The 18856-nt window shown below is 36.8% G+C and carries 18 protein-coding genes; 8 read left to right on the top strand and 10 right to left on the bottom strand.

Annotated features, from left to right (window positions below):
- Position 1: 1 nt before the first annotated feature.
- Complete coding sequence (gene nadD / locus DF947_RS10345) at positions 2 to 574, top strand: nicotinate (nicotinamide) nucleotide adenylyltransferase (protein ID WP_109929611.1); 573 nt, start codon at positions 2 to 4, stop codon at positions 572 to 574.
- Between the two features lie 110 nt (positions 575 to 684).
- On the opposite strand, the gene DF947_RS10340 is transcribed toward nadD, so the two are convergent.
- A complete protein-coding gene (locus DF947_RS10340) occupies positions 685 to 1386 on the bottom strand; it encodes an SAM-dependent methyltransferase (protein WP_109929610.1) in 702 nt (233 codons plus the stop codon).
- A 278-nt stretch (positions 1387 to 1664) separates the two neighbouring features.
- On the opposite strand from DF947_RS10340, the gene DF947_RS10335 reads away from it, so the two are divergent.
- Complete coding sequence (locus DF947_RS10335) at positions 1665 to 3341, top strand: DUF6600 domain-containing protein (RefSeq protein ID WP_205940777.1); 1677 nt, start codon at positions 1665 to 1667, stop codon at positions 3339 to 3341.
- Positions 3342 to 3388: 47 nt separating this feature from the next.
- On the opposite strand, the gene DF947_RS10330 is transcribed toward DF947_RS10335, so the two are convergent.
- Entirely contained in the window at positions 3389 to 4012 is a 624-nt protein-coding gene (locus DF947_RS10330; RefSeq protein ID WP_158526254.1) for an HAD family hydrolase, read from the bottom strand.
- Positions 4013 to 4090: 78 nt separating this feature from the next.
- Here DF947_RS10330 and DF947_RS10325 point away from each other — a divergent pair, with 78 nt between their 5' ends.
- The 3 genes from DF947_RS10325 to DF947_RS10315 are packed head-to-tail and all read left to right on the top strand — an operon-like array spanning position 4091 to position 6597.
- Complete coding sequence (locus DF947_RS10325) at positions 4091 to 4318, top strand: YtxH domain-containing protein (RefSeq protein WP_109929608.1); 228 nt, start codon at positions 4091 to 4093, stop codon at positions 4316 to 4318.
- Between the two features lie 60 nt (positions 4319 to 4378).
- Positions 4379 to 5821: an MBL fold metallo-hydrolase RNA specificity domain-containing protein gene (locus DF947_RS10320; protein WP_109929607.1), complete on the top strand. Its 1443-nt coding sequence runs from the start codon at positions 4379 to 4381 to the stop codon at positions 5819 to 5821.
- A gap of 32 nt (positions 5822 to 5853) precedes the next feature.
- Positions 5854 to 6597, top strand: coding sequence for a class I SAM-dependent methyltransferase (locus tag DF947_RS10315; protein ID WP_317046762.1), 744 nt, complete (start codon positions 5854 to 5856; stop codon positions 6595 to 6597).
- Positions 6598 to 6648: 51 nt separating this feature from the next.
- On the opposite strand, the gene DF947_RS10310 is transcribed toward DF947_RS10315, so the two are convergent.
- From DF947_RS10310 to DF947_RS10275, 8 genes are all read right to left on the bottom strand, one after another.
- The gene (locus tag DF947_RS10310) at positions 6649 to 7725 is read right to left on the bottom strand and encodes a DUF5694 domain-containing protein (protein ID WP_109929605.1); all 1077 of its coding nucleotides are present in this window, start codon (positions 7723 to 7725) and stop codon (positions 6649 to 6651) included.
- Positions 7726 to 7904: 179 nt separating this feature from the next.
- On the bottom strand, positions 7905 to 9044 hold the full coding sequence (locus DF947_RS10305; RefSeq protein ID WP_109929604.1) for a M28 family metallopeptidase: 1140 nt from the start codon (positions 9042 to 9044) through the stop codon (positions 7905 to 7907).
- Between the two features lie 39 nt (positions 9045 to 9083).
- Positions 9084 to 9281, bottom strand: coding sequence for a hypothetical protein (locus tag DF947_RS10300; protein WP_109929603.1), 198 nt, complete (start codon positions 9279 to 9281; stop codon positions 9084 to 9086).
- A 121-nt stretch (positions 9282 to 9402) separates the two neighbouring features.
- Positions 9403 to 10341 carry a DUF6607 family protein gene (locus DF947_RS10295; protein ID WP_146202896.1) on the bottom strand — a complete coding sequence of 313 codons (939 nt, stop codon included), beginning with the start codon at positions 10339 to 10341 and terminating at the stop codon, positions 9403 to 9405.
- Between the two features lie 26 nt (positions 10342 to 10367).
- Positions 10368 to 11573 carry a PepSY-associated TM helix domain-containing protein gene (locus DF947_RS10290; protein ID WP_109929601.1) on the bottom strand — a complete coding sequence of 402 codons (1206 nt, stop codon included), beginning with the start codon at positions 11571 to 11573 and terminating at the stop codon, positions 10368 to 10370.
- Between the two features lie 69 nt (positions 11574 to 11642).
- Positions 11643 to 12353, bottom strand: coding sequence for a DUF4198 domain-containing protein (locus tag DF947_RS10285; RefSeq protein ID WP_109929600.1), 711 nt, complete (start codon positions 12351 to 12353; stop codon positions 11643 to 11645).
- 62 nt (positions 12354 to 12415) lie between these two features.
- Complete coding sequence (locus tag DF947_RS10280) at positions 12416 to 14836, bottom strand: TonB-dependent receptor (RefSeq protein WP_109929599.1); 2421 nt, start codon at positions 14834 to 14836, stop codon at positions 12416 to 12418.
- Between the two features lie 190 nt (positions 14837 to 15026).
- Positions 15027 to 15734 (bottom strand): DUF4397 domain-containing protein, encoded by a 708-nt coding sequence (locus DF947_RS10275; RefSeq protein WP_109929598.1) that lies wholly within the window; start codon positions 15732 to 15734, stop codon positions 15027 to 15029.
- A 301-nt stretch (positions 15735 to 16035) separates the two neighbouring features.
- On the opposite strand from DF947_RS10275, the gene DF947_RS10270 reads away from it, so the two are divergent.
- The 3 genes from DF947_RS10270 to argG all read left to right on the top strand — a co-directional run bounded on the left by DF947_RS10270 (position 16036) and on the right by argG (position 18840).
- Complete coding sequence (locus DF947_RS10270) at positions 16036 to 16578, top strand: hypothetical protein (RefSeq protein WP_109929597.1); 543 nt, start codon at positions 16036 to 16038, stop codon at positions 16576 to 16578.
- Between the two features lie 367 nt (positions 16579 to 16945).
- A complete protein-coding gene (locus DF947_RS10265) occupies positions 16946 to 17647 on the top strand; it encodes an N-acetyltransferase (protein WP_109929596.1) in 702 nt (233 codons plus the stop codon).
- On the top strand, positions 17647 to 18840 hold the full coding sequence (gene argG, locus DF947_RS10260) for an argininosuccinate synthase (protein ID WP_109929595.1): 1194 nt from the start codon (positions 17647 to 17649) through the stop codon (positions 18838 to 18840). Before DF947_RS10265 ends, argG begins: the two co-directional genes overlap by 1 nt.
- Positions 18841 to 18856: the final 16 nt, after the last annotated feature.

The following is an 18856-nucleotide window of genomic DNA, read 5'->3' as shown; positions in this document are numbered from 1 at the left end:
TATGAAAACTGGACTCTTCTTCGGCTCATATAATCCCATCCACACCGGGCATTTAATTATTGCCAATTATATGGCAAACCATACCGAACTTGACGAAGTTTGGCTGGTGGTTTCTCCCCACAATCCCTTAAAGGATAAAAGCGGATTAACCAATATGTACGATCGATTGGAAATGGCCAAGTTGGCTACCGAAAATGCCGAACACATTCGGGTTAGCGATATCGAATTTGCGTTGCCTCAGCCATCTTACACCATTGATACATTAACTTATTTGCACGAAAAATATCCTGAAAAAGAATTCGTGTTGATTATGGGCGCAGATAATTTGGTTTCTTTTAAAAAATGGAAGAACTATGAAGTGCTTCTGAAAAATTATCAGATTTACGTTTATCCCCGTCCAGAGGCCAATGTTTCAGAATGGGAAAACCATCCATCAATTACCTTTACCAAAACGCCTTTAATGGAAATTTCTTCAACTTTTATCCGCAAGGCAATTAAGAAGAATAAAAACATTCAGTTCTTTTTGCCAGACAAAGTAATTGATTTTATTGAAGGAAAAGGAATGTATAGATAATATAAACCTCGCAGGTTTTTAAAACCTGCGAGGTTTCAGCTAGTTGTACGCATATGTTAGTCGGGGTTTGTAATCCCGTCTTCTGAGGTAAGGATTTGTAATCCTTTTACTTAATACAACAAAAATATTGTTGGCTTTTTATGCAGATCTATCGTTTCCTTGCGCCATAAATAAATGGTTTGGGTTTTAATAAATTCATCTTCGCCCGTTAGGTTACTTGCAATACAAAGCTGAGAACTTGGCTTGCAACTTTTCAAAATTTCTTCGAGCATTTGGTTGTTGCGAAAAGGTGTTTCAATAAAAATTTGAGTTTGTTTATAACGACTGGCCGATAAATCTAAGTCTTTAATCCTTTTGGTTCGTTGTTCTTTATCAATGGGCAAATAACCCCAAAATGCAAAACTTTGACCGTTAAAGCCTGATGCCATAAGTGCCAACAAAATAGAACTCGGACCCACCAATGGTACCACCTTAATTCCTCTTTTATGCGCTTCGGCAACAATATCTGCCCCTGGATCTGCAATGCCCGGACAACCGGCTTCGCTCATTAAACCAACATCTTTCCCTGCTAAAAGTTCAACAAAAAACTGACCCAAGTCTGTACGATTATGTTTGCCATAATCATGAACAATTAAATCTTTTTGAGGCGTTTTTAAACCTGCCTCTTTTAAAAACCGACGAGCTGTTTTACTATTTTCTACAATATAAGTATCAATCTGGTTAATGGTATCAACCAAATACGGTGTAAAAGTTTTGTGTGCTACCTCTTCAGCAAGAGGAACAGGAATTAAATATAAAGTGCCGTTCTGCATGTTGCAAAAATACTTACAATAAATAGAATTTAAGTTCTAAAGTTTGATGGAAGTACGATATTATCTTTTTTGTAAACACTTGTGTAGCAAATTTTATTTCCAGTTGACTCATTTTCTGCACAATTATATCCTACTTAAAACGTTAAATAATAGTTAAATATGCCATTTGAAGCAATATTTGGCATAAATGAGAAAAACTATGCAAGCATATTAAACCTTGGATAATTTTGGTTCTCTAATTGATACACACAAATCAGGTTATTAAAATAAACACACAAATGAAAACACTGAAATTTACGGCTATTGTGCTGGGGCTTTTTAGTCTCCTTGCCGGAACCACAACCCTAGTCAGGGCACAAGACTACCAAGACAGTTACCAGGATGATGGTTACAGCACTGGAAACGTTTCTTTACAAACTTTTTATGATGAGCTATCGCCTTATGGTACATGGATTCAAGATCCACAGTATGGTTATGTTTGGCGCCCCGATGTAGATCAAAACGAATTCCGTCCTTATTATACCAACGGGCGTTGGGCGATGACGGAATATGGTAATACCTGGGTTTCTAACTACGATTGGGGATGGGCGCCGTTTCACTACGGCCGTTGGGTAATTAATAGTTACAGACAATGGATTTGGTTACCGGATACCAATTGGGGACCAGCCTGGGTAGACTGGAGAAGTGGAGATGGTTATTATGGTTGGGCTCCAATGGCACCAAGCATTAGCATTAATTTAAGCTTCGGCCGTCGTTACTCGGTGCCAGAATTCTGCTGGAACTTTATCCCTCAGGCAAGTATCTATGTTAATACTTTCCCAAGGTATGATTATGGCCGTAACAATGTTTATATCCGCAACACAACCATTATTAACAACACTTATGTTTACAACAGAAGAAGTTATTACGGTGGACCAAGAATGGAAGACATTAGACGCGCAACCAATCGCGATGTAAGGGTTTACAGATTCGACCAAAGCAATAGACCAGGTGCAAGTAGAATTGACAGTAGAGCGGTTTCTATTTACAGACCAAGACCAGAACGTAATGCGGTAGATAATCGCAATGCAGCACCAAGAAAATTTGAACAAGGCAATGCTGGTTTTGCTAGAAACGGACGAGGAAACGATAATGCAACCCGTGGAGGAAACAATAATACCGATAACAGATTTGGAAACAGGAACGATAATAGAACTGGCCAAGCTGATGGGCGTAATAACGGGACTGTAGATAATAGAGGCAATAATAATAATCAGCCAAATACCAGAGGTGGCGTTTATAATAGAGATGCAAACGGTAGAGGCGATAGAATAGGCCAAAACAATGGTCAAGCTAATGTTGATAGAAATCAAGATCAGCAACGTGCCCAGCAAGCACAGCAACAAAGAGCAGAGCGTGGTGGTCAACAGGATCGTATGGGTCAGGATCAACAACGTGCTCAACGTGGTGTGCAAACGCAACAACAACGTGGCCAACAAGCAGATCAACAACGTGTTGCACAAATGGAACAACAAAGAGCGCAAAGAGATGCTCAAATACAGCAACAACGAGGTCAGCAAGCAGATCAGCAACGTGCACAACAGGCACAACAACGTTCTGCGCAGATGGAACAACAAAGAGCTCAACGCGATGCGCAGGCTCAGCAACAACGAGGTCAGCAAGCAGATCAGCAACGTGCACAACAGGCACAACAACGTTCTGCGCAGATGGAACAACAAAGAGCTCAACGTGATGCTCAAGCGCAACAACAACGCAGTCAGCAGGTAGAACAGCAACGTGCACAACAAGCACAGCAGCGTGAAGCACAAGTTCAACAACAAAGAGCTCAGCAACAACAGCAGCAACAACAACGTACAGAACAACGAAGAGTTGAAGCACCACAACAACAGCAACAAAATCGTGGAGGCGAAAGAAGCGGCTCTGAAGGAAGACCATCAAGAGGTGGTAGAGGATAGATTGAAAAGTCCCGATGAAAATCGGGACTTTTATTTTTTATTCCCCATTATTCCCCGGCTGCGCTTGGTAAATTACTTAAATCTATTCCTTTATAGGTGCTTTCGGCATTAGGGTGTAAATTTTCCGGATCTAAAAGAAATGTTTCGATTCCCAATTCTAGCCCGAATTTAATTTCTGAATCAGCATCATCGCCAATTATCAAAATTTCTTCCTTACTCAACTTATATTTTTCAATTAAATATAAAAATGCTTCCTTTTTGTTTGATGATCCTGCATCTACTACAAAAACTTCTTCAAAATCTTCGGCTATGCCCAACATGGCTACTTTTGAGTTTTGTTGTTTTGGAAAGCCGGCTGTAACAATAAATTTTCTGCCTTTTAAGTTTTTAATATAATGATAATCTTCGCTTGGAATTAATGGCGCAGTAACAGACCTATTGCTTAAATAGGCTATGGCTTGTTCTGTAGCTTCTGGTTTAAATCTATATTTTTTGGCCACCTTTTGAAAAGGTGTTCTTAACATTTCTTTTTTGGCGAGTTCTTTCTCCTCTTCCGCAATTCCTAAGTCCAACTTATCGAGTAGACTGTAAATACCATTCATTAATTGCGCTTCGTTGGGTTTTGTAAAATAAATGGTATTGTCTAAATCAATAAAAAATGTGTGCTTCATTGTGGATTGGTTTTTGTAAGATAAAAAAAAGTAAAACACCATTAGTTTAAATATGTTTATTAACTAAAGATCAAGATCATGAAGAAAGAAACAAAAATTATAGTAGGCGTATTAGCCGGAGCAGCACTAGGAGCAACAATCGCATTGGCATTATCATCAGATTCTACCAGCGATCTTAAAGGTAAATTATCAGATTTTCTTGCTGATTTGCTAGATTCATCGAAAGATAAACTGGCTGGCTTGGCAGATAAAGCCTCTAGCGTAGCGGATAAGGTTAAAGATAAAATAGCAGATATTAATGCTTAAAGAATAGGAAATGCCGGAAATATCCGGCATTTTTATTCTAATAACTTCTAACCATCACAAATGAAAATTGCTTTTCACGGTGCAGCCCGTACAGTTACAGGCAGCAAGCACCTCATCACATTAAAAAACAACACCCAAATATTATTAGATTGCGGCCTTTTTCAAGGCATGGGGCATGTTACCGACAAGTTAAACGGTTATTTTGGCTTCAGCCCAGAAAAAGTTACGTATCTCATATTATCACATGCACATATAGATCATTGCGGTTTATTGCCCCGTTTGGTTGCAGAAGGCTTTAAGGGGAAAATTTTCTGTACGTCGGCTACTATGGATTTGGCTCGCATCTTAATGATGGATTCTGCTAAAATTCAGATGCAGGATGCAGAATTTTCTAATCGCCATTTACGCAATGGGGAAGAAAAAGAAGAACCGCTGTACACAGACGAAGATGTTACGCAAACTGTTGGCCAGATGAAAATTGTAGAGTATGAGGAAGATTTCGAAATCGAACCCAATATCAGGTTAAAATTTACTGATGCTGGCCACATTTTAGGAAGTGCTGCAGTTCATTTAACCATTACCGAAGATGATCAGCCCACGCGAATTACCTTTAGTGGTGATGTTGGGCGATATGGAGATTTGTTGCTGAAAAGTCCACAGCAATTTGACCAGGCAGATTATATTTTAATGGAATCTACTTATGGCGATTCCCTTCATAAAGATCTTGATCCGATTGAAGACATGCTGTTGGAAATTATTAGCAACACCTGCAATATTAAAAAAGGTAAGGTTATTATTCCGGCTTTTAGCGTAGGCAGAACTCAAGAATTGTTGTATGCTTTAAACGGATTGGAGCTTAAGGGCAAATTGCCCGATGTACCATATTATGTTGATAGTCCCTTATCATCAAAAGCCACCGAAATTTTAAAAAATCATCCAGAGGTATATAATAACGGAGTTAAAGAAACTCTAAAAATTGATCACGATGTTTTTGCATTTACGGGTTTGCGCTTTATAGAAAGTGTAGAAGAATCTAAGGCATTAAACGATGACCCTAGACCCTGTGTAATTATTTCTGCTTCGGGAATGGCTGAGGCGGGAAGAGTAAAACATCACATTAGGAACAACATTAGCAATCAAAAAAATACAATTCTAATGGTTGGTTATTGCGAGCCAAATTCACTTGGTGGAAGATTAATGGCCGGGCAAAAAGTTGTAGAAATTTTTAGAGATGAGTATGATGTGAAAGCTGAAGTGAGATCTATAAAATCTATGAGTGCGCATGGCGATTACGAAGATCTACTTAAATTTTTATCCTGTCAAAATCCAGAAAAAGTTAAACAGTTATTTTTGGTTCATGGAGAGTATGAAGTGCAGCAACATTTTGCAACAACATTAAAAGAACATGGGTTTAAACATGTTGCTATTCCAGAATATCACCAAGAGTATAGCCTCAATTCTGCCCTTTTCGAAGGCGAAGGAGCGCAAACAGTAATGGTCTAATAGCTTATTTTGGGTGTTTAACTTTGAGTTTAGTGTTTGCCATTGGTATTTTGCTTTGGGCTTTCAGCTTTCTCTCTATCTTTGTAGCTATGGACGTTTTTGGGAAAGCGCTTACTGATATTTATAGAACTGGCGAAGCCGATGTGCTTTGGCTGCATAATTCTTACGGCGAACCGGAAGAAATGCCTTTAGAATTTTTCTTTCGTGATGATGAAGATATGCCCGTGCTGGAACTTCAGGCTTTACACATGTGTGAAGGAAAAGTTTTAGATATTGGTGCAGGCGTTGGTAGCCATGCTTTACTTCTACAGGCTTTTAATATTGATGTTACGGCGATAGATATATCGGAAGCTGCGGTAAACATTATGAAGGATCGCGGCGTAAAAAAAGCCCATGTACAGGATATATATACTTATAAGGAAAAATTCGATACCATTATTATGTTAATGAATGGAATTGGTTTAACTGGCACATTGCCTGGCTTTAAAGATTTTTTGATTAAAATAAAAGATTTGTTAACTCCAAGCGGACAGGTAATTTTCGATTCATCCGATATATCCTATCTATATGAAGATTTACCAAAACCTCAGAATCAATATTATGGCGAGGTTTCATACCAATATGAGTATAAAGGTGAAAAAGGAAATTGGTTTAACTGGATTTATATAGATGAAGAAACAATTAAAGCCATAGCAGAAGAAACTGGGTGGAATTGCGAACTTATTTTTGATGATGGCGAAGACCAATATTTAGTTAGATTGACTCAAAAGACATAACAAAATTTCAAAAAAGAGAGAAGCTTTATTAAGGGCTTCTCTCTTTTTTATTTAATGTAAATTATTGTAATTGATGATTTTAACGTTTGGATTTTTGGCCAAGATTTCTTCCATCCAAATTCTGTGTGATGCACCAACACCTACAACAATTCTTTTCGCATCTTTTGCTTTGGCCTGATCTATTATGTTTTTGCACATTCCTTCATTTCTTAAAACCCATTGCGCAACCATTTCTTTTAATGCATCTGTAGGGAAACCAGGGTATCCATAAAAATGACGGCCTCCATACAAATTCCATGCTTCATCAAGTTCTCCATATTTTTTAGAATTCATGCCAGCGTAGGGATCGGCATTAAATGTTTTTGCTTCTTCTGGCGTAAAATTCCAATATAAATCTATCGCTTTAACGGTTTTCGCTTCATCCGAGGTAGAATCTGCCTTGGCTTTTGCCAGCATAATTTTATATAACGAATCCATTTTTCCCCATGCCTGTCCCCAAGGTTTATCATAGGTCTGGCAGTCCATCTTGTAAATTTGATCTTGTTTTAATTGATAGATTAAAGGGAAATAAATTTTACTGTATTCGGTTCCTGGACGATATAATCCAGCTTTTTTTAGTGAATCGACACTCCCGAACATTTGATTGTATTTTGCAGTTTCTTCTTTGCCAAACTTGCTTTTCATATAATTTTCTAAAAGAAAAATCTGATATTCTGCGTTTCCTCTATCCCAGATTTTAGCATAGTTTACTGCCAAATCCATTCTGGTTTTATGATAATAATCAAAAGATGCTAAAGCGTTTTTATCTCTTTTGATCTGTAATAAAGGATTTTTGACAGCTTCAGAATTTAATTTCTCTAAATAATCATGTCCCTTTTTAAATGCCTTTTTTGCCCAATGATTATCTTCTAATTTAGCATAATCGGTTTCTGGTAAATATTCGCCAAAAACCATATCGGGTTTAAAGTTTTCCAGTTTATCAATAATAGCTTGAAAATTTTGAGTAGAATTAGAATTGTCGTGACTCGAGCCAACAACTACAATTTCGATTTGATTCTGAGCATTTGATTTTATTGCGATACTGAATAAAATTAATAAGGCTAGGCTGATTTTTTGTATAGTTTTCATAATGAATCTTGTTTTCGTTTTTGTTGATTCAAAGATGGTTATACAGACATGGGTGATAAATTTAATTATCCCAATGGCTTAAAATATTATCCCAATAAATGGATTAAGAAATATGGTGTTGGTCATTTCAAATGCAGGCTTTAGATTCTGTTTTAAGGCTTTCGTCCTAAAAACCTAGGCTACTCCATTAATTTTTTATTAAAATCAATAATCAATTTAAACAGATCATTGTATTCTGTAAGAGGCAAAGTTTCAGGCCGATCAAATACATCGTGATAGGCAGTTGGACCACCTTGCGTATATATAAAAAATGCCGGAACATCTTTTTCGGTAAAGAAATAATGATCGCTGTTGGCTGCTTTACCACGAGAATTAATCTTGGAAATATACTTATGCTCGTTGTTTATTTTATTTAAAATCGCGAAAGCTTTAGGGTAAACACTTGCATTTACAACGGTTATTCCACTTTCTCCAGTGCCAACCAAATCTAAATTAATTAAGAATTTAATTTTGTTTAAGGCAACTAGCGGGTGCTCTGTAAAGTATCTAGAACCCAATAGCCCTGCTTCTTCTCCAGCAAAACAGATAAAGCCGATAGAATAGGGTTGTGGCTTGTTGGCGTAATATTTGGCCAGGCTTAATAAGGTTGCTACACCTGCAGCGTTATCATTTGCGCCAGGGAAATAGGTTTCAGCACCCATTCCACCCAAATGATCGTAATGTGCGGTAATAATTAAAATCGAATCTGGATATTTGGTTCCTTTTACAAATCCGCAAATATTCGAAGCATCGAAATTCGGCACAAATTTGTTTTCGATTTCTGCATTTATACTTTTGGGTGTTTCGGTAAAATTTTTTCTATTAACCTGAACAGTTGTATAATCTGCAACTTCTGTAGCTACAGACCAAGTGAGTTTATCTTTTAAAACAACCTTTAAATTTGAATTGCCCTGAAAATTAAGGCTATCAATTTTTTCCAGATTCGAACTTATTTTTAATCCTGCACTTTCATTATCAACAATAAAATCTTTTCCAGGAATAAGTTTTCTGCCATTTACCTCAACCATCATTTTGCCTGGGAACGTATTGACAGGAAAACTAAAGTGCTGTTTGTAATCTGTAGAGAAAGGAATTAAGCCCAGCTTTTTATATTCAGCAAAAATATAATCTGCGGCCTTCTCCATTCCATTTTTAGTGTAGCCTCTTCCCCAAAAATTTTTGGAGGTTAAAACATTTATTATTTTTCTGGTATAGGTAGAATCTTGTGCGAAACCATTAATAGAAAAAAATAAAATGAAAATTAAGACAAATCTCTTCATTCGGAAATAATAAGTCTTAAAGTTAAGATTAATTGGTAATTATAATTTTTCGGTATTCACACCTTTCGCATTATCAAAAAGTCTGACAATTGCATAAGCCAATGGCAAAATGAGTGTAATGATAATTTCTTGACGCTGAAAGTTTAATCCAAAAGCAAGTATCGAAAAAGCCGATAATAACCAGATAATTCCTGTAGCCAGAAAAAAGTTTTTTAGAAAATTTAAGGAAGAGCTCATTTAGTAGATTTTAGGTGATGATTTATAACAAATATAATATTTATAAGCTGAGTTAATAATCTGTATAATCAAAAAGCCATTTAGTTTTTAGGCTAATGGCTTAGGATGTGATCTTGAGCGTTTATTTTACTAAATATGGTTGTAAAGCTGTTTTAATTTTTTCTTTGTTTTGAGCAACTGTCCATTTTTCTTTAATAGATTGATCGCCTAAGCTGAATAGTGTTTCGTAAAGCAGTTTTCCATTTGCCATTGTTTGAACTTTGAAAGTGTTGTTAGAACCAATTACATCAGCCCAAACCGAGCGTACATCTGCCCAATAAGTATGCTGGCTTGCCCACCATTTTTGTGCATAAGCAAAAGTTTTCGGGTCTATTTTGGTAAATTCTTCATAACCTTTTTCCACTGCCAATAATTTATCGCCAGTAGGAGTCCGCACAATTTTTTTGTTGTCTTGTTCAAACATCCAGCCATCTTTTGTAATGGTAATCCGGCTTCTGCGGTTTAAAACATTATAATCTTTACGTACGGTAGATTCTCTTCTTGGTAACGGCGAATCGGTTTCGCTTTGCCAAGAATCATGGCCACCAACATGGCTCCAAGTTCCATAACCCTGATAACGCGGACTATCATCAACCTGATAAACCTTTTGCGTCCATTTGCCTTTTACATCAGCTGCAGTTAAATTGCCTTTTTTCCATGCATTATCCTGTGTATACAGCATAATATTGGTGTCTTCATAAGTCCAATCCTGGCGCCAGTGCTTAATAACAGTAGTATCATTAATAGCCAGCATATGCTGAATGACAATTTTTTTAGGCTCATCTACAATAATTTCTGCCCATTCGCTCCCATGGCTTTCGTAAGGTTTGCTAAATTTATAATCAGGATTTGGAGCGGTAACTTCCCCATAATTGAAGTTTACTTCATAAAACCCTGCGAGCGATTTTATTGCTTTTCTATCTTTTTCAAATTTTTCATCTGCACTTTCTATTTTTGTTTGTGCACTTGCATTAAGGGCAACCAAGCCTGTTAATACTAAGATTAGGTTTAAAAATCTCATTTTGTTTATTTTTATTGAGGTATTATTTAATTTTCCGCAATTGCGGGATTTTTCTTTTTCTTCTTCTTGCCCCACCAAATGATAAATCCGGTAATGGGTAAACTTGCTGCGATAAAACTTGCAAAAAAGGCCATAATTTTTCCGGGTAAGCCTAAAACAGCACCAACATGGATATCATAATTCATCGCCACTACAACTTCTCCAGCATTCTTCTCTGATTGATTTCTGCGGCTAAGTAATTTTCCGGTGTATTGATCAAATTGCAGAGCATCAAAATTCCAATAGGTTTCATCTCCACGGTATCCGGTGGCATATATTACCCCGTCGCCCGTTCCCGATGCTGGCGACATACCAATTCTATCGGCGTTTTTAAATTCTTTTTGAGCGGTAAAAAAGGCAATGTCAAATGGATTTGCAAGAATTGCTTTTGTTGAATCTGATTTGCCCGTAACGTTTTTAGGTGGGGTAATACTTCTAGAAGCCACAACATACACCGTTGCCTGAAACCACTGAAAGGCGAACACCATCCCGGTTAAAGCCAGCATTAAACAAATGATCATAACATAAAAGCCCAAAACGTTATGCATATCATAATTAATCCGCTTAAATTTTGCCTTCCACTTTATTTTAAAGCTCTTATCGAAATTAGATTTTTTAAGGTTTTTTGGCCACCACATAATCATTCCGGAAATCAAAAGAAAAACAAAAATGAATGTAGACCATCCCACAATTTGTTGCCCGATTGGATGGTTAATCAAGAAGCTCCAATGCAACATTTTAATCACTGCAAAAAACTCATATTTGTGATCTGCAACCAGAGTTACTTTTCCTGTGTACGGATTAACGAGTACCAGATCGTAGTAATCAATGGAGTCGAAATACCAAAATGCTTTTGGATTTCCGGCTTTATAAGTTCCAAATTCCCAAGCTCGATCTGGCACTTTATAAGTTGAAATGAACGAGACTTTTTTCTTTCCGCCTAAGGCTTTTTCTGCATTAGCGGTTAAAGTACTTAAGGGTAAAGTTTTGAGGTTGGAAGGCACTTCAACATAGATTTCTTTTTTATGAATCAGCTCCGTAATCTCTTTTTGAAAAGCAAAAATGCAGCCTGTTACACCCAGCATAAAAACAACCAGACCAGATGCAATCCCGAGCCATAAATGCAACCAATCGCTAACTCGTCTAAGCTTCGTTTTTTTAGGTTTTTTCTGAATAGGTTTTGTTAATGCCATCAAGCTTGCTTTAATAAAAGAACCAATTGGAAACTAAATCCAATTGGTTAAATGTTTTAATCTATTAAACTACTTAACTTCAGTAGTGTAAGTTACTAAATGCCAAACTTTTTCGTAGTCTTTGCCATTTAGTTGTCCTGGTGTTTTATCTTCTGTAAAAGCTTCTATAAAGTAATTGCCTTTTTGTTCTGGCTTAAAAGTAAACTTCCCATCTGCATCAGTTTCAGGTTGTTGTGCTTTTCTATCTGGTCCAACTAAGGTTAGTTTTTGTTTGGCAAATGGTGCTTTGTTATAAATTACCTGATGGACAGAGGCATCACCGGTTTTTAAAGCATTTTTATCTGGTCTTACCGTTAATGCAGCAGCAACAGGATAATTTGAATTTACTTTTCCATTTCCTACTGAAACATCGGCAAATGCATAATATTCGATTTTAGCATGTTCAAAAACTGCCGCAACTTCGTGTACGATTGATAGTTTATAAGTTCCATCTTGATCTGGCGTAAACGTGGTTTTAAAGAAATGTACATCAGGCGAAGCTTTTAAAATTTGCGTTTTACCATCTGGAGCAGTTAAAACCAAACTGAACTCCTTCAAGTTACTAAACCATTTTGCTGCAGAATCTGGCTCATTACTTTCGTATTCTCCAAAAAATACTTTTACTTCTTGTGCTTGCCCTTTTTTTCCGTTGGATAATGTTTCAATCCATAAGGCATGAGCAAAAGCGCTCGATACACTAAAAGCTAGAAAGAAAAATAATAGGGATAATTTAGTTTTCATGGGTTTTTATTTAGGGTTAAAACGGGCAAAAGTTATCTGACTACCTTCTGCCCATTTGTAAATTAGAATTTATAGGCTACGCTTACTCTGTAGTTTCTTGGTGCTTCGGCTTGCCAAGAATATACTGCTTGCGTATAATCCGGAGCATTAAAATAACCTGTATAATATGCACCGCTGTATAGATATTTATCTAAAACATTAAACACATTTGCGGTTACTTTAACTTTCTTGTTCCCCCAGAATAAACCTCCATCTAGTTTAAAATAATTTGGCAAGTTTTCGTTCGCATTTACGCTGCTGTAATTTTGAACAGCTCTTCCTGCCAAATAGGTAAAACCACCAGAAATTCCAGCGCCTTTTAGCGTACCATCCTGAATTGAATAAGTAAGCCAAGCGTTAGCAGTATGTTTTGCAAAGCCTGGAACAACCTGGCCAACATATAAAACATCAGAAGAAACACCATCAGCCACTTTAGTTACCTTTCCATCGGTATAAGCATAGTTGGCAATTAAGTTTAGGCCTTTAGCCAATTCGCCACGCAAATCAAATTCCACGCCTTGTGCTCTTTTTTCTCCAACAACGATACTGTAAACTTCTCCTGCCTTATTGCTAGGATCAGATGTAAGCTCATTCTGTTTCATTATTCTGTAAACAGAAAGGGTGGTATTCCATTTACCATCAAACCAATCTTTTTTAAATCCAATTTCCTTATTGTTACCTGTAATTGGTTTTGGGGTTTCACCAGAACGCAATAAGCCAGATTGTGGTGTAAAGGCTTCATCGTAAACGGCGTAAAGTGAAGTGTTTTTATCAATTGAAACACTTAGGCCAACTCTAGGCGTAACGTGTTTTGCCTTATCAGGTGAGCCACCCCAAGATGATTGACTTACATATGTATACCTACCTGCTAAGGTTAAACGTACAATGTTATTGAAAAACCCTAATTCATCTTGAACATAGGCACTTAAATACTTTTGATCCATTAATCCGCCAGCAGCAATTGCTCTTTGTTCTAGTGAAGTTGTACGATCAAAATTCGGGTAACCATTTGAAGGGAAACCGTAATTAGGGCTATTTACATTAAATGGTGCGCTTGCTAAATCCAAATCGTGAGATTGACCCCAATCAGCAATGTAATTTTTCTTTCCTCCATCAAAACCAGCCAAAATGCGGTGCGCAATGCTTCCTGTTTTTACTGTTCCGTTAATAAATAATTGCGCCAGTTTCATTGTACTTTCTGCATCCCAGATACCAACATTACGGATAATTGTACCATTAGAATAAACAGCTGAAGGCCAAGAACTAGAACCGGTTTGCAGATACTTATAGTAAGCCGCTTGACCAGTTAATTTCCAGTTTTCGCCAAGTTGTTGTGTTACATTTAATGTTAAACTGTGGTCGTTTATTCTAGTAGGGTCTACGCCAGGTTGTGTAAAAGTAAATTCTCTGGGCAGTGAAGCATAACCATTAGTGCTAAAAATATAGTATGAACCAACTTCGGTCATTTTTGCATTCTGCAACACATATTCTGCTGAAATTTTTGTACTTGGCGTTAATTGATAGCTTAATACGGGAGCAAAGCTATAACGATCATTGTGCTCAAACGCTCTAAAAGATGCTTTGGTTTGTGCTGCTGCATTTAAGCGAAGCAAAAATTTGCCATCGGCAGTAAGTTTGTGATCTAAATCGATAGCTGTACGATATAAATCATAACTGCCCGCTGTGAAGGAAACCTCACCTTGATTTAATCCGGTAGGTTTTTTAGTCACCACATTATACATTCCGCTTGGGTCGCCATTACCGAGCATAAAACCTGCAGGGCCTTTTACAAACTCAACGTGATCTACAAAACTCATGTCTTCTGTTAATGGACCCCAATATGATGAAACCACATTAAAACCATTACGCATGGCTTGTATCTGCGATCCACGCATTTGAATATTGGTGTACATATCGCCCCAATGTTCTAATCTAACAGCACCACTAACATTTCTGATTAAACCATCACTCATGCTAATAATTTGCTGATCTTTTAGAATCTGACTACTTACGATTTGAATATTTTGAGGTGCTTCTAAAAGAGGTTCGTTAAGCCTTAAAGTAGCTGATGGTAAACTAATTTTATACTTTTCGTTTTTCCCTGCAATGGTTACTTCTTCTAAAGCCTGATCGTTTTCTACCAATATAAAATTAATAACTTTTGTTTCTCCTGCAGCAACCGTAACGGTTTTCTCGCTAGCATTTATGCCAACTGCTGATGCTTTAATGATATAAGTTCCTGGTTTTACACGGTGAATGGTGAAATTCCCATTATCATCGGTTGTGTTTCCCAAGCCCTTATCTTTAAGTCCAATAGAAATAAATGCAGCAGGTTTGCCATTTGACGTTGTAACCGTTCCCTTAATTGTGGCAAATTGCTGTGCAAAAGAATGGTAGCTAAAAACTGATAATAAAATTGATAGGCTAATAAATATTTTATTCATTGTAAATTTATTTGGATTAATTCTAAACAGCGCAAAATAACGGCGTTAAACTTTATAATCCAAATTATTTTTAATTATTCTAAATAAGAAAGTGTTAAATCTACAATAAGTACCTCTGTGCGAAGAGATGAGGAAAAATAAAAGCCAATCTCCGTTGTCGAAAATTGGCTTACAGTAGAATTTTAAGATTTTACTTAATTAATAGCGATTGAAGAGATAATGCTCTTTCTGTATCATTTGCTGGGTTTACTAAGCCTCCACAAATTACATCGTAATGGTAGCCGGCAATAAAAGTTGCACTGCTTAAAGTGGTTTTAACCAATCCGGTCGAAGTGTCTTTTGCATCGAATGAATATGTTCCGGGATCAATAGAGATAAAACCGCTTGCTACTTTAAAAGCCTTATTGGTAATTAAAGCGCTTGTTGCACCTGTTTTTGCAAGATCTAATGCCGGAGCATCGGGAGATAGATTTACAAACCTGATGTAAGCTTTATCTGCTGAAGCAACACTCAAGTCATCGTTCACATATAAACCATCTAAGGCACCTGGTTTATTAATCAGGAAGAACGATTGATAAATACTTTGACTCATCGTAATGCTCTTGGTTAATAAACTTTCTACTGAACTGCCGGTTGTAAATTTTAAACTATATGCCCCTGCGGTTTTTTGCACATAAGAAAGTGATCCGGCAAAAGGAAGTTCTGCTGAGTTTATCTGGCTGCCACTTAGATATACATTATAGGTAGCAGCACTCGGCGATGCGTTTACAACACGTAGGGCAGAAAGTGTTGGATCTACCGTATCCGTTTTTTTGCAGGCACCAAATGAAAGTGCAATAAAAGCTGCAACTATAAAATGTAGTCTGAAAGGTAGAAATTTGGAGTTAAAATTGTTCATAATAGTTTGATGATTATTCTTTTGTGAATGAATTGAACTTTAGTTTTTTTTAAGGCAAATATTGTATTTAAAGCGTAAAACAGAGTGTTAAATGATGTTAAAGGCATGTTAAATATTGTTTTGGAATTTAACAATGTTAAAATATCGATTGGTAGAGATTGTAATAACGACCTCATAGTTAAGCCGAAGCAAACAAAAAATTAATTCAACTGTTCGATAAAAGTTTACAAATTCAATCAAAAATCTTAATGATTAGATAATAAGTAGACCTCTATATTTGAAAACCTTTAAACCTAGAAAAATGATTAAAAACAGTTTGAATTTCGCTTTAATGTCAATAGGTATTATAGCCATCTCATCTTGTGGTTCATCTAAAAAAGATCAACCGGCAGATACTACGATTACTAAAACAGAAACTACGGTAACCGTACCCGCAAAAACAGAAAATGCACCAGAAAGTGTTGATTATTTGGTTAGTCCTGATACTGCAATTCTTGGAAAAAATAAAGAGGCATTAGTTAAAGTAACAGAAGCAAAATCCGTTGTTTTGCAAGATGCAGATGGAAAAGCTACCGGTGCAGAACTTACTGTTAAGTTATTGGTAACAAACAAAAGCACCCTAGATGCCAAAAAATATTTTTCAGTTTCTGCTTCCGATGCAAGATTAGAATTGGATAATAAAACTTCTATACCAGGTAGAAAAGATACAGGAAGTACCGAGCCAGAAGCCGAAGCCTCTACCGAGGCGGTTTGGATCTTTCAGCTTCCAGCTGGAACCAATCCAAGTAAACTCAACTTCTTTTTAGATGGAACTAGAGTTTCAGTCGGACTAGCAAAAAAATAATTTTTTAAAGCCTTCTCCATTTTTGAGAAGGCTTTTTACATTTTACAAATAGTATAAAAATGTAAAAAAGTTAAAAAATATTGTGTAACTCGATTATTATTTAAACCTTTGCACCTCAATAGAGTTAAAGCCGTTTTAATACGCAAGAAATGATTAAACAATTTTTATATAAACTTTCTGATTTCACAGCACAATTAGTGACTGGGAAAAGTTTGTTTATTAATCGTTTTCAGCCTGTATTTTACTATCCCACAAGTCGGCAAAATTTTACTCCGCGTATTTAGTACATCTTACTAATACTATGAGGAATTGATCCTCTCTAAAAACCCAATTAACAAGAATACCTTAATTTTTCGTTAGAAAACGAATGGATATTAATGAATTTATAGTACAAGTCGCAATTGCTGAGCATCATGTCTTTGCAGAGCAGATTGTTACTGAGATGGCAGAATCGGCTAAAGCTCGTGGAACTGGCATTGCCAAGCGCTCTCCTGAATATGTTGCAAACAAAATGAGGGAGGGAAAAGCTGTTATTGCTTTTCATAAAGACGGCACTTGGGCAGGTTTTTGTTATATCGAAACTTGGAGCCATGGCCAGTTTGTAGCCAATTCTGGCTTAATTGTAGCGCCTGAATTCAGAAAAGCAGGCTTGGCACATGCCATAAAGGAGAAGGTTTTCGAGCTTTCCAGAACACTTTATCCGAAAGCTAAAATTTTCGGGCTAACTACTGGTTTGGCTGTTATGAAAATAAATTCTGATTTGGGCTACGAACCCGTTACTTATTCTGAATTAACACAGGATGAGGAATTTTGGAAAGGTTGCCAAAGCTGTGTAAACTTCGAGATTTTGAAAATGAAGGAGCGTAAAAACTGCATGTGCACCGCTATGCTTTACGATCCGGCTACTCAAAAACACGATGCAGCTAAAAAATTTGCCGAAGAATTACAAAAAAGACCGAAGTTATATGAGCGTTTTATGCGCATTAAACAAAGTTTAGTTGTTAAACCAAAGCCGAAATCTGGCTTAAAAGTATTGATGTTTTTATTCACCCTGTTATTTAATAAGTAATGAAAAAAGTTGTTTTAGCTTTTAGCGGAGGTCTTGACACCTCATTCTGTTGTATTTACCTTGCTCAAGATCGTGGGTTAGAAGTTCACTCTGTAATTGTAAATACTGGTGGCTTTTCTGATGAGGAGCTTCAGGAAATAGAAAAACGTGCTTACGCTTTGGGTGTTAAATCTCACGCAGTTGTAGATGAAACGGAAAGCTATTATGAAGGATGTATTAAATATCTGGTTTTTGGCAATGTATTAAAAAACGCTACATATCCACTTTCTGTTAGTGCAGAACGTGTTAGCCAAGCTACGGCAATTGCCAATTATGTTAAAAAAATTGGTGCAGATTACGTTGCACATGGAAGTACCGGTGCAGGTAATGATCAAGTACGTTTCGATATGATTTTCAATATCCTTATTCCGGGTGTTGAAATTATTACTCCCATTAGAGATTTAAAACTATCTCGCGAAGCTGAAATAGAATATTTAGCTGAGCATGGTGTTGAATATAGCGCAGAAAAGGCTAGATATTCAATTAATAAAGGTTTGTGGGGAACTTCTGTAGGCGGAAAGGAAACTTTAACGTCCCACGAAACTTTACCAGAAAGCGCTTGGCCAACTCAGGTTTCAGAAACAGAATCGCGTAAATTAGAATTAACTTTTGAAAAAGGTGAATTGGTGGCTATAGATGGCGAGCAATTAGATCCAGTTAAAGCGATTCAAAAATTGCAAGCTATTGCCCAGCCTTTCGGCATAGGCAGAGATATTCATGTTGGCGATACAATTATTGGAATAAAAGGCCGCGTTGGTTTCGAAGCTGCAGGACCAATTATTATCATTAAAGCACACCATACTTTAGAAAAACATACACTCACCAAATGGCAGTTGAGCTGGAAAGAGCAGTTATCTTCTTTCTATGGCAATTGGTTGCACGAAGGTCAGTTCCACGACCCAATTATGCGGAATATCGAGGCTTTTTTAGCTGATACACAAAAAGTGGTAAGCGGTAAAGTATTTGTAGAATTATTGCCTTATCGTTTCCAGATCATTGGTATAGAATCTAACCACGATTTAATGAGCAATAAATTTGGCAGCTACGGCGAAATGAACAATGCTTGGAGCGGAGAAGACGTAAAAGGATTCTCGAAAATTTTTGGCAACCAGGTAATGATTTGGCATAAAGTTAATTCTGAAGTTGGGAGTTAAAAGTTTAAAGTTTAAA

Source organism: Pedobacter paludis (assembly GCF_003173575.1).
In the GTDB taxonomy this organism is placed as follows: domain Bacteria; phylum Bacteroidota; class Bacteroidia; order Sphingobacteriales; family Sphingobacteriaceae; genus Pedobacter; species Pedobacter paludis.
This window is presented reverse-complemented; position numbering and strand designations above follow the sequence as displayed.

Coding starts and splice junctions, on each gene's coding strand:
- nadD (WP_109929611.1), top strand. CDS start 2: ATGAAAACTGGACTCTTCTTCGGCTCATATAATCCCATCCACACCGGG.
- DF947_RS10340 (WP_109929610.1), bottom strand. CDS start 1,386: ATGCAGAACGGCACTTTATATTTAATTCCTGTTCCTCTTGCTGAAGAG.
- DF947_RS10335 (WP_205940777.1), top strand. CDS start 1,665: ATGAAAACACTGAAATTTACGGCTATTGTGCTGGGGCTTTTTAGTCTC.
- DF947_RS10330 (WP_158526254.1), bottom strand. CDS start 4,012: ATGAAGCACACATTTTTTATTGATTTAGACAATACCATTTATTTTACA.
- DF947_RS10325 (WP_109929608.1), top strand. CDS start 4,091: ATGAAGAAAGAAACAAAAATTATAGTAGGCGTATTAGCCGGAGCAGCA.
- DF947_RS10320 (WP_109929607.1), top strand. CDS start 4,379: ATGAAAATTGCTTTTCACGGTGCAGCCCGTACAGTTACAGGCAGCAAG.
- DF947_RS10310 (WP_109929605.1), bottom strand. CDS start 7,725: ATGAAAACTATACAAAAAATCAGCCTAGCCTTATTAATTTTATTCAGT.
- DF947_RS10305 (WP_109929604.1), bottom strand. CDS start 9,044: ATGAAGAGATTTGTCTTAATTTTCATTTTATTTTTTTCTATTAATGGT.
- DF947_RS10300 (WP_109929603.1), bottom strand. CDS start 9,281: ATGAGCTCTTCCTTAAATTTTCTAAAAAACTTTTTTCTGGCTACAGGA.
- DF947_RS10295 (WP_146202896.1), bottom strand. CDS start 10,341: ATGAGATTTTTAAACCTAATCTTAGTATTAACAGGCTTGGTTGCCCTT.
- DF947_RS10290 (WP_109929601.1), bottom strand. CDS start 11,573: ATGGCATTAACAAAACCTATTCAGAAAAAACCTAAAAAAACGAAGCTT.
- DF947_RS10285 (WP_109929600.1), bottom strand. CDS start 12,353: ATGAAAACTAAATTATCCCTATTATTTTTCTTTCTAGCTTTTAGTGTA.
- DF947_RS10280 (WP_109929599.1), bottom strand. CDS start 14,836: ATGAATAAAATATTTATTAGCCTATCAATTTTATTATCAGTTTTTAGC.
- DF947_RS10275 (WP_109929598.1), bottom strand. CDS start 15,734: ATGAACAATTTTAACTCCAAATTTCTACCTTTCAGACTACATTTTATA.
- DF947_RS10270 (WP_109929597.1), top strand. CDS start 16,036: ATGATTAAAAACAGTTTGAATTTCGCTTTAATGTCAATAGGTATTATA.
- DF947_RS10265 (WP_109929596.1), top strand. CDS start 16,946: ATGGATATTAATGAATTTATAGTACAAGTCGCAATTGCTGAGCATCAT.
- argG (WP_109929595.1), top strand. CDS start 17,647: ATGAAAAAAGTTGTTTTAGCTTTTAGCGGAGGTCTTGACACCTCATTC.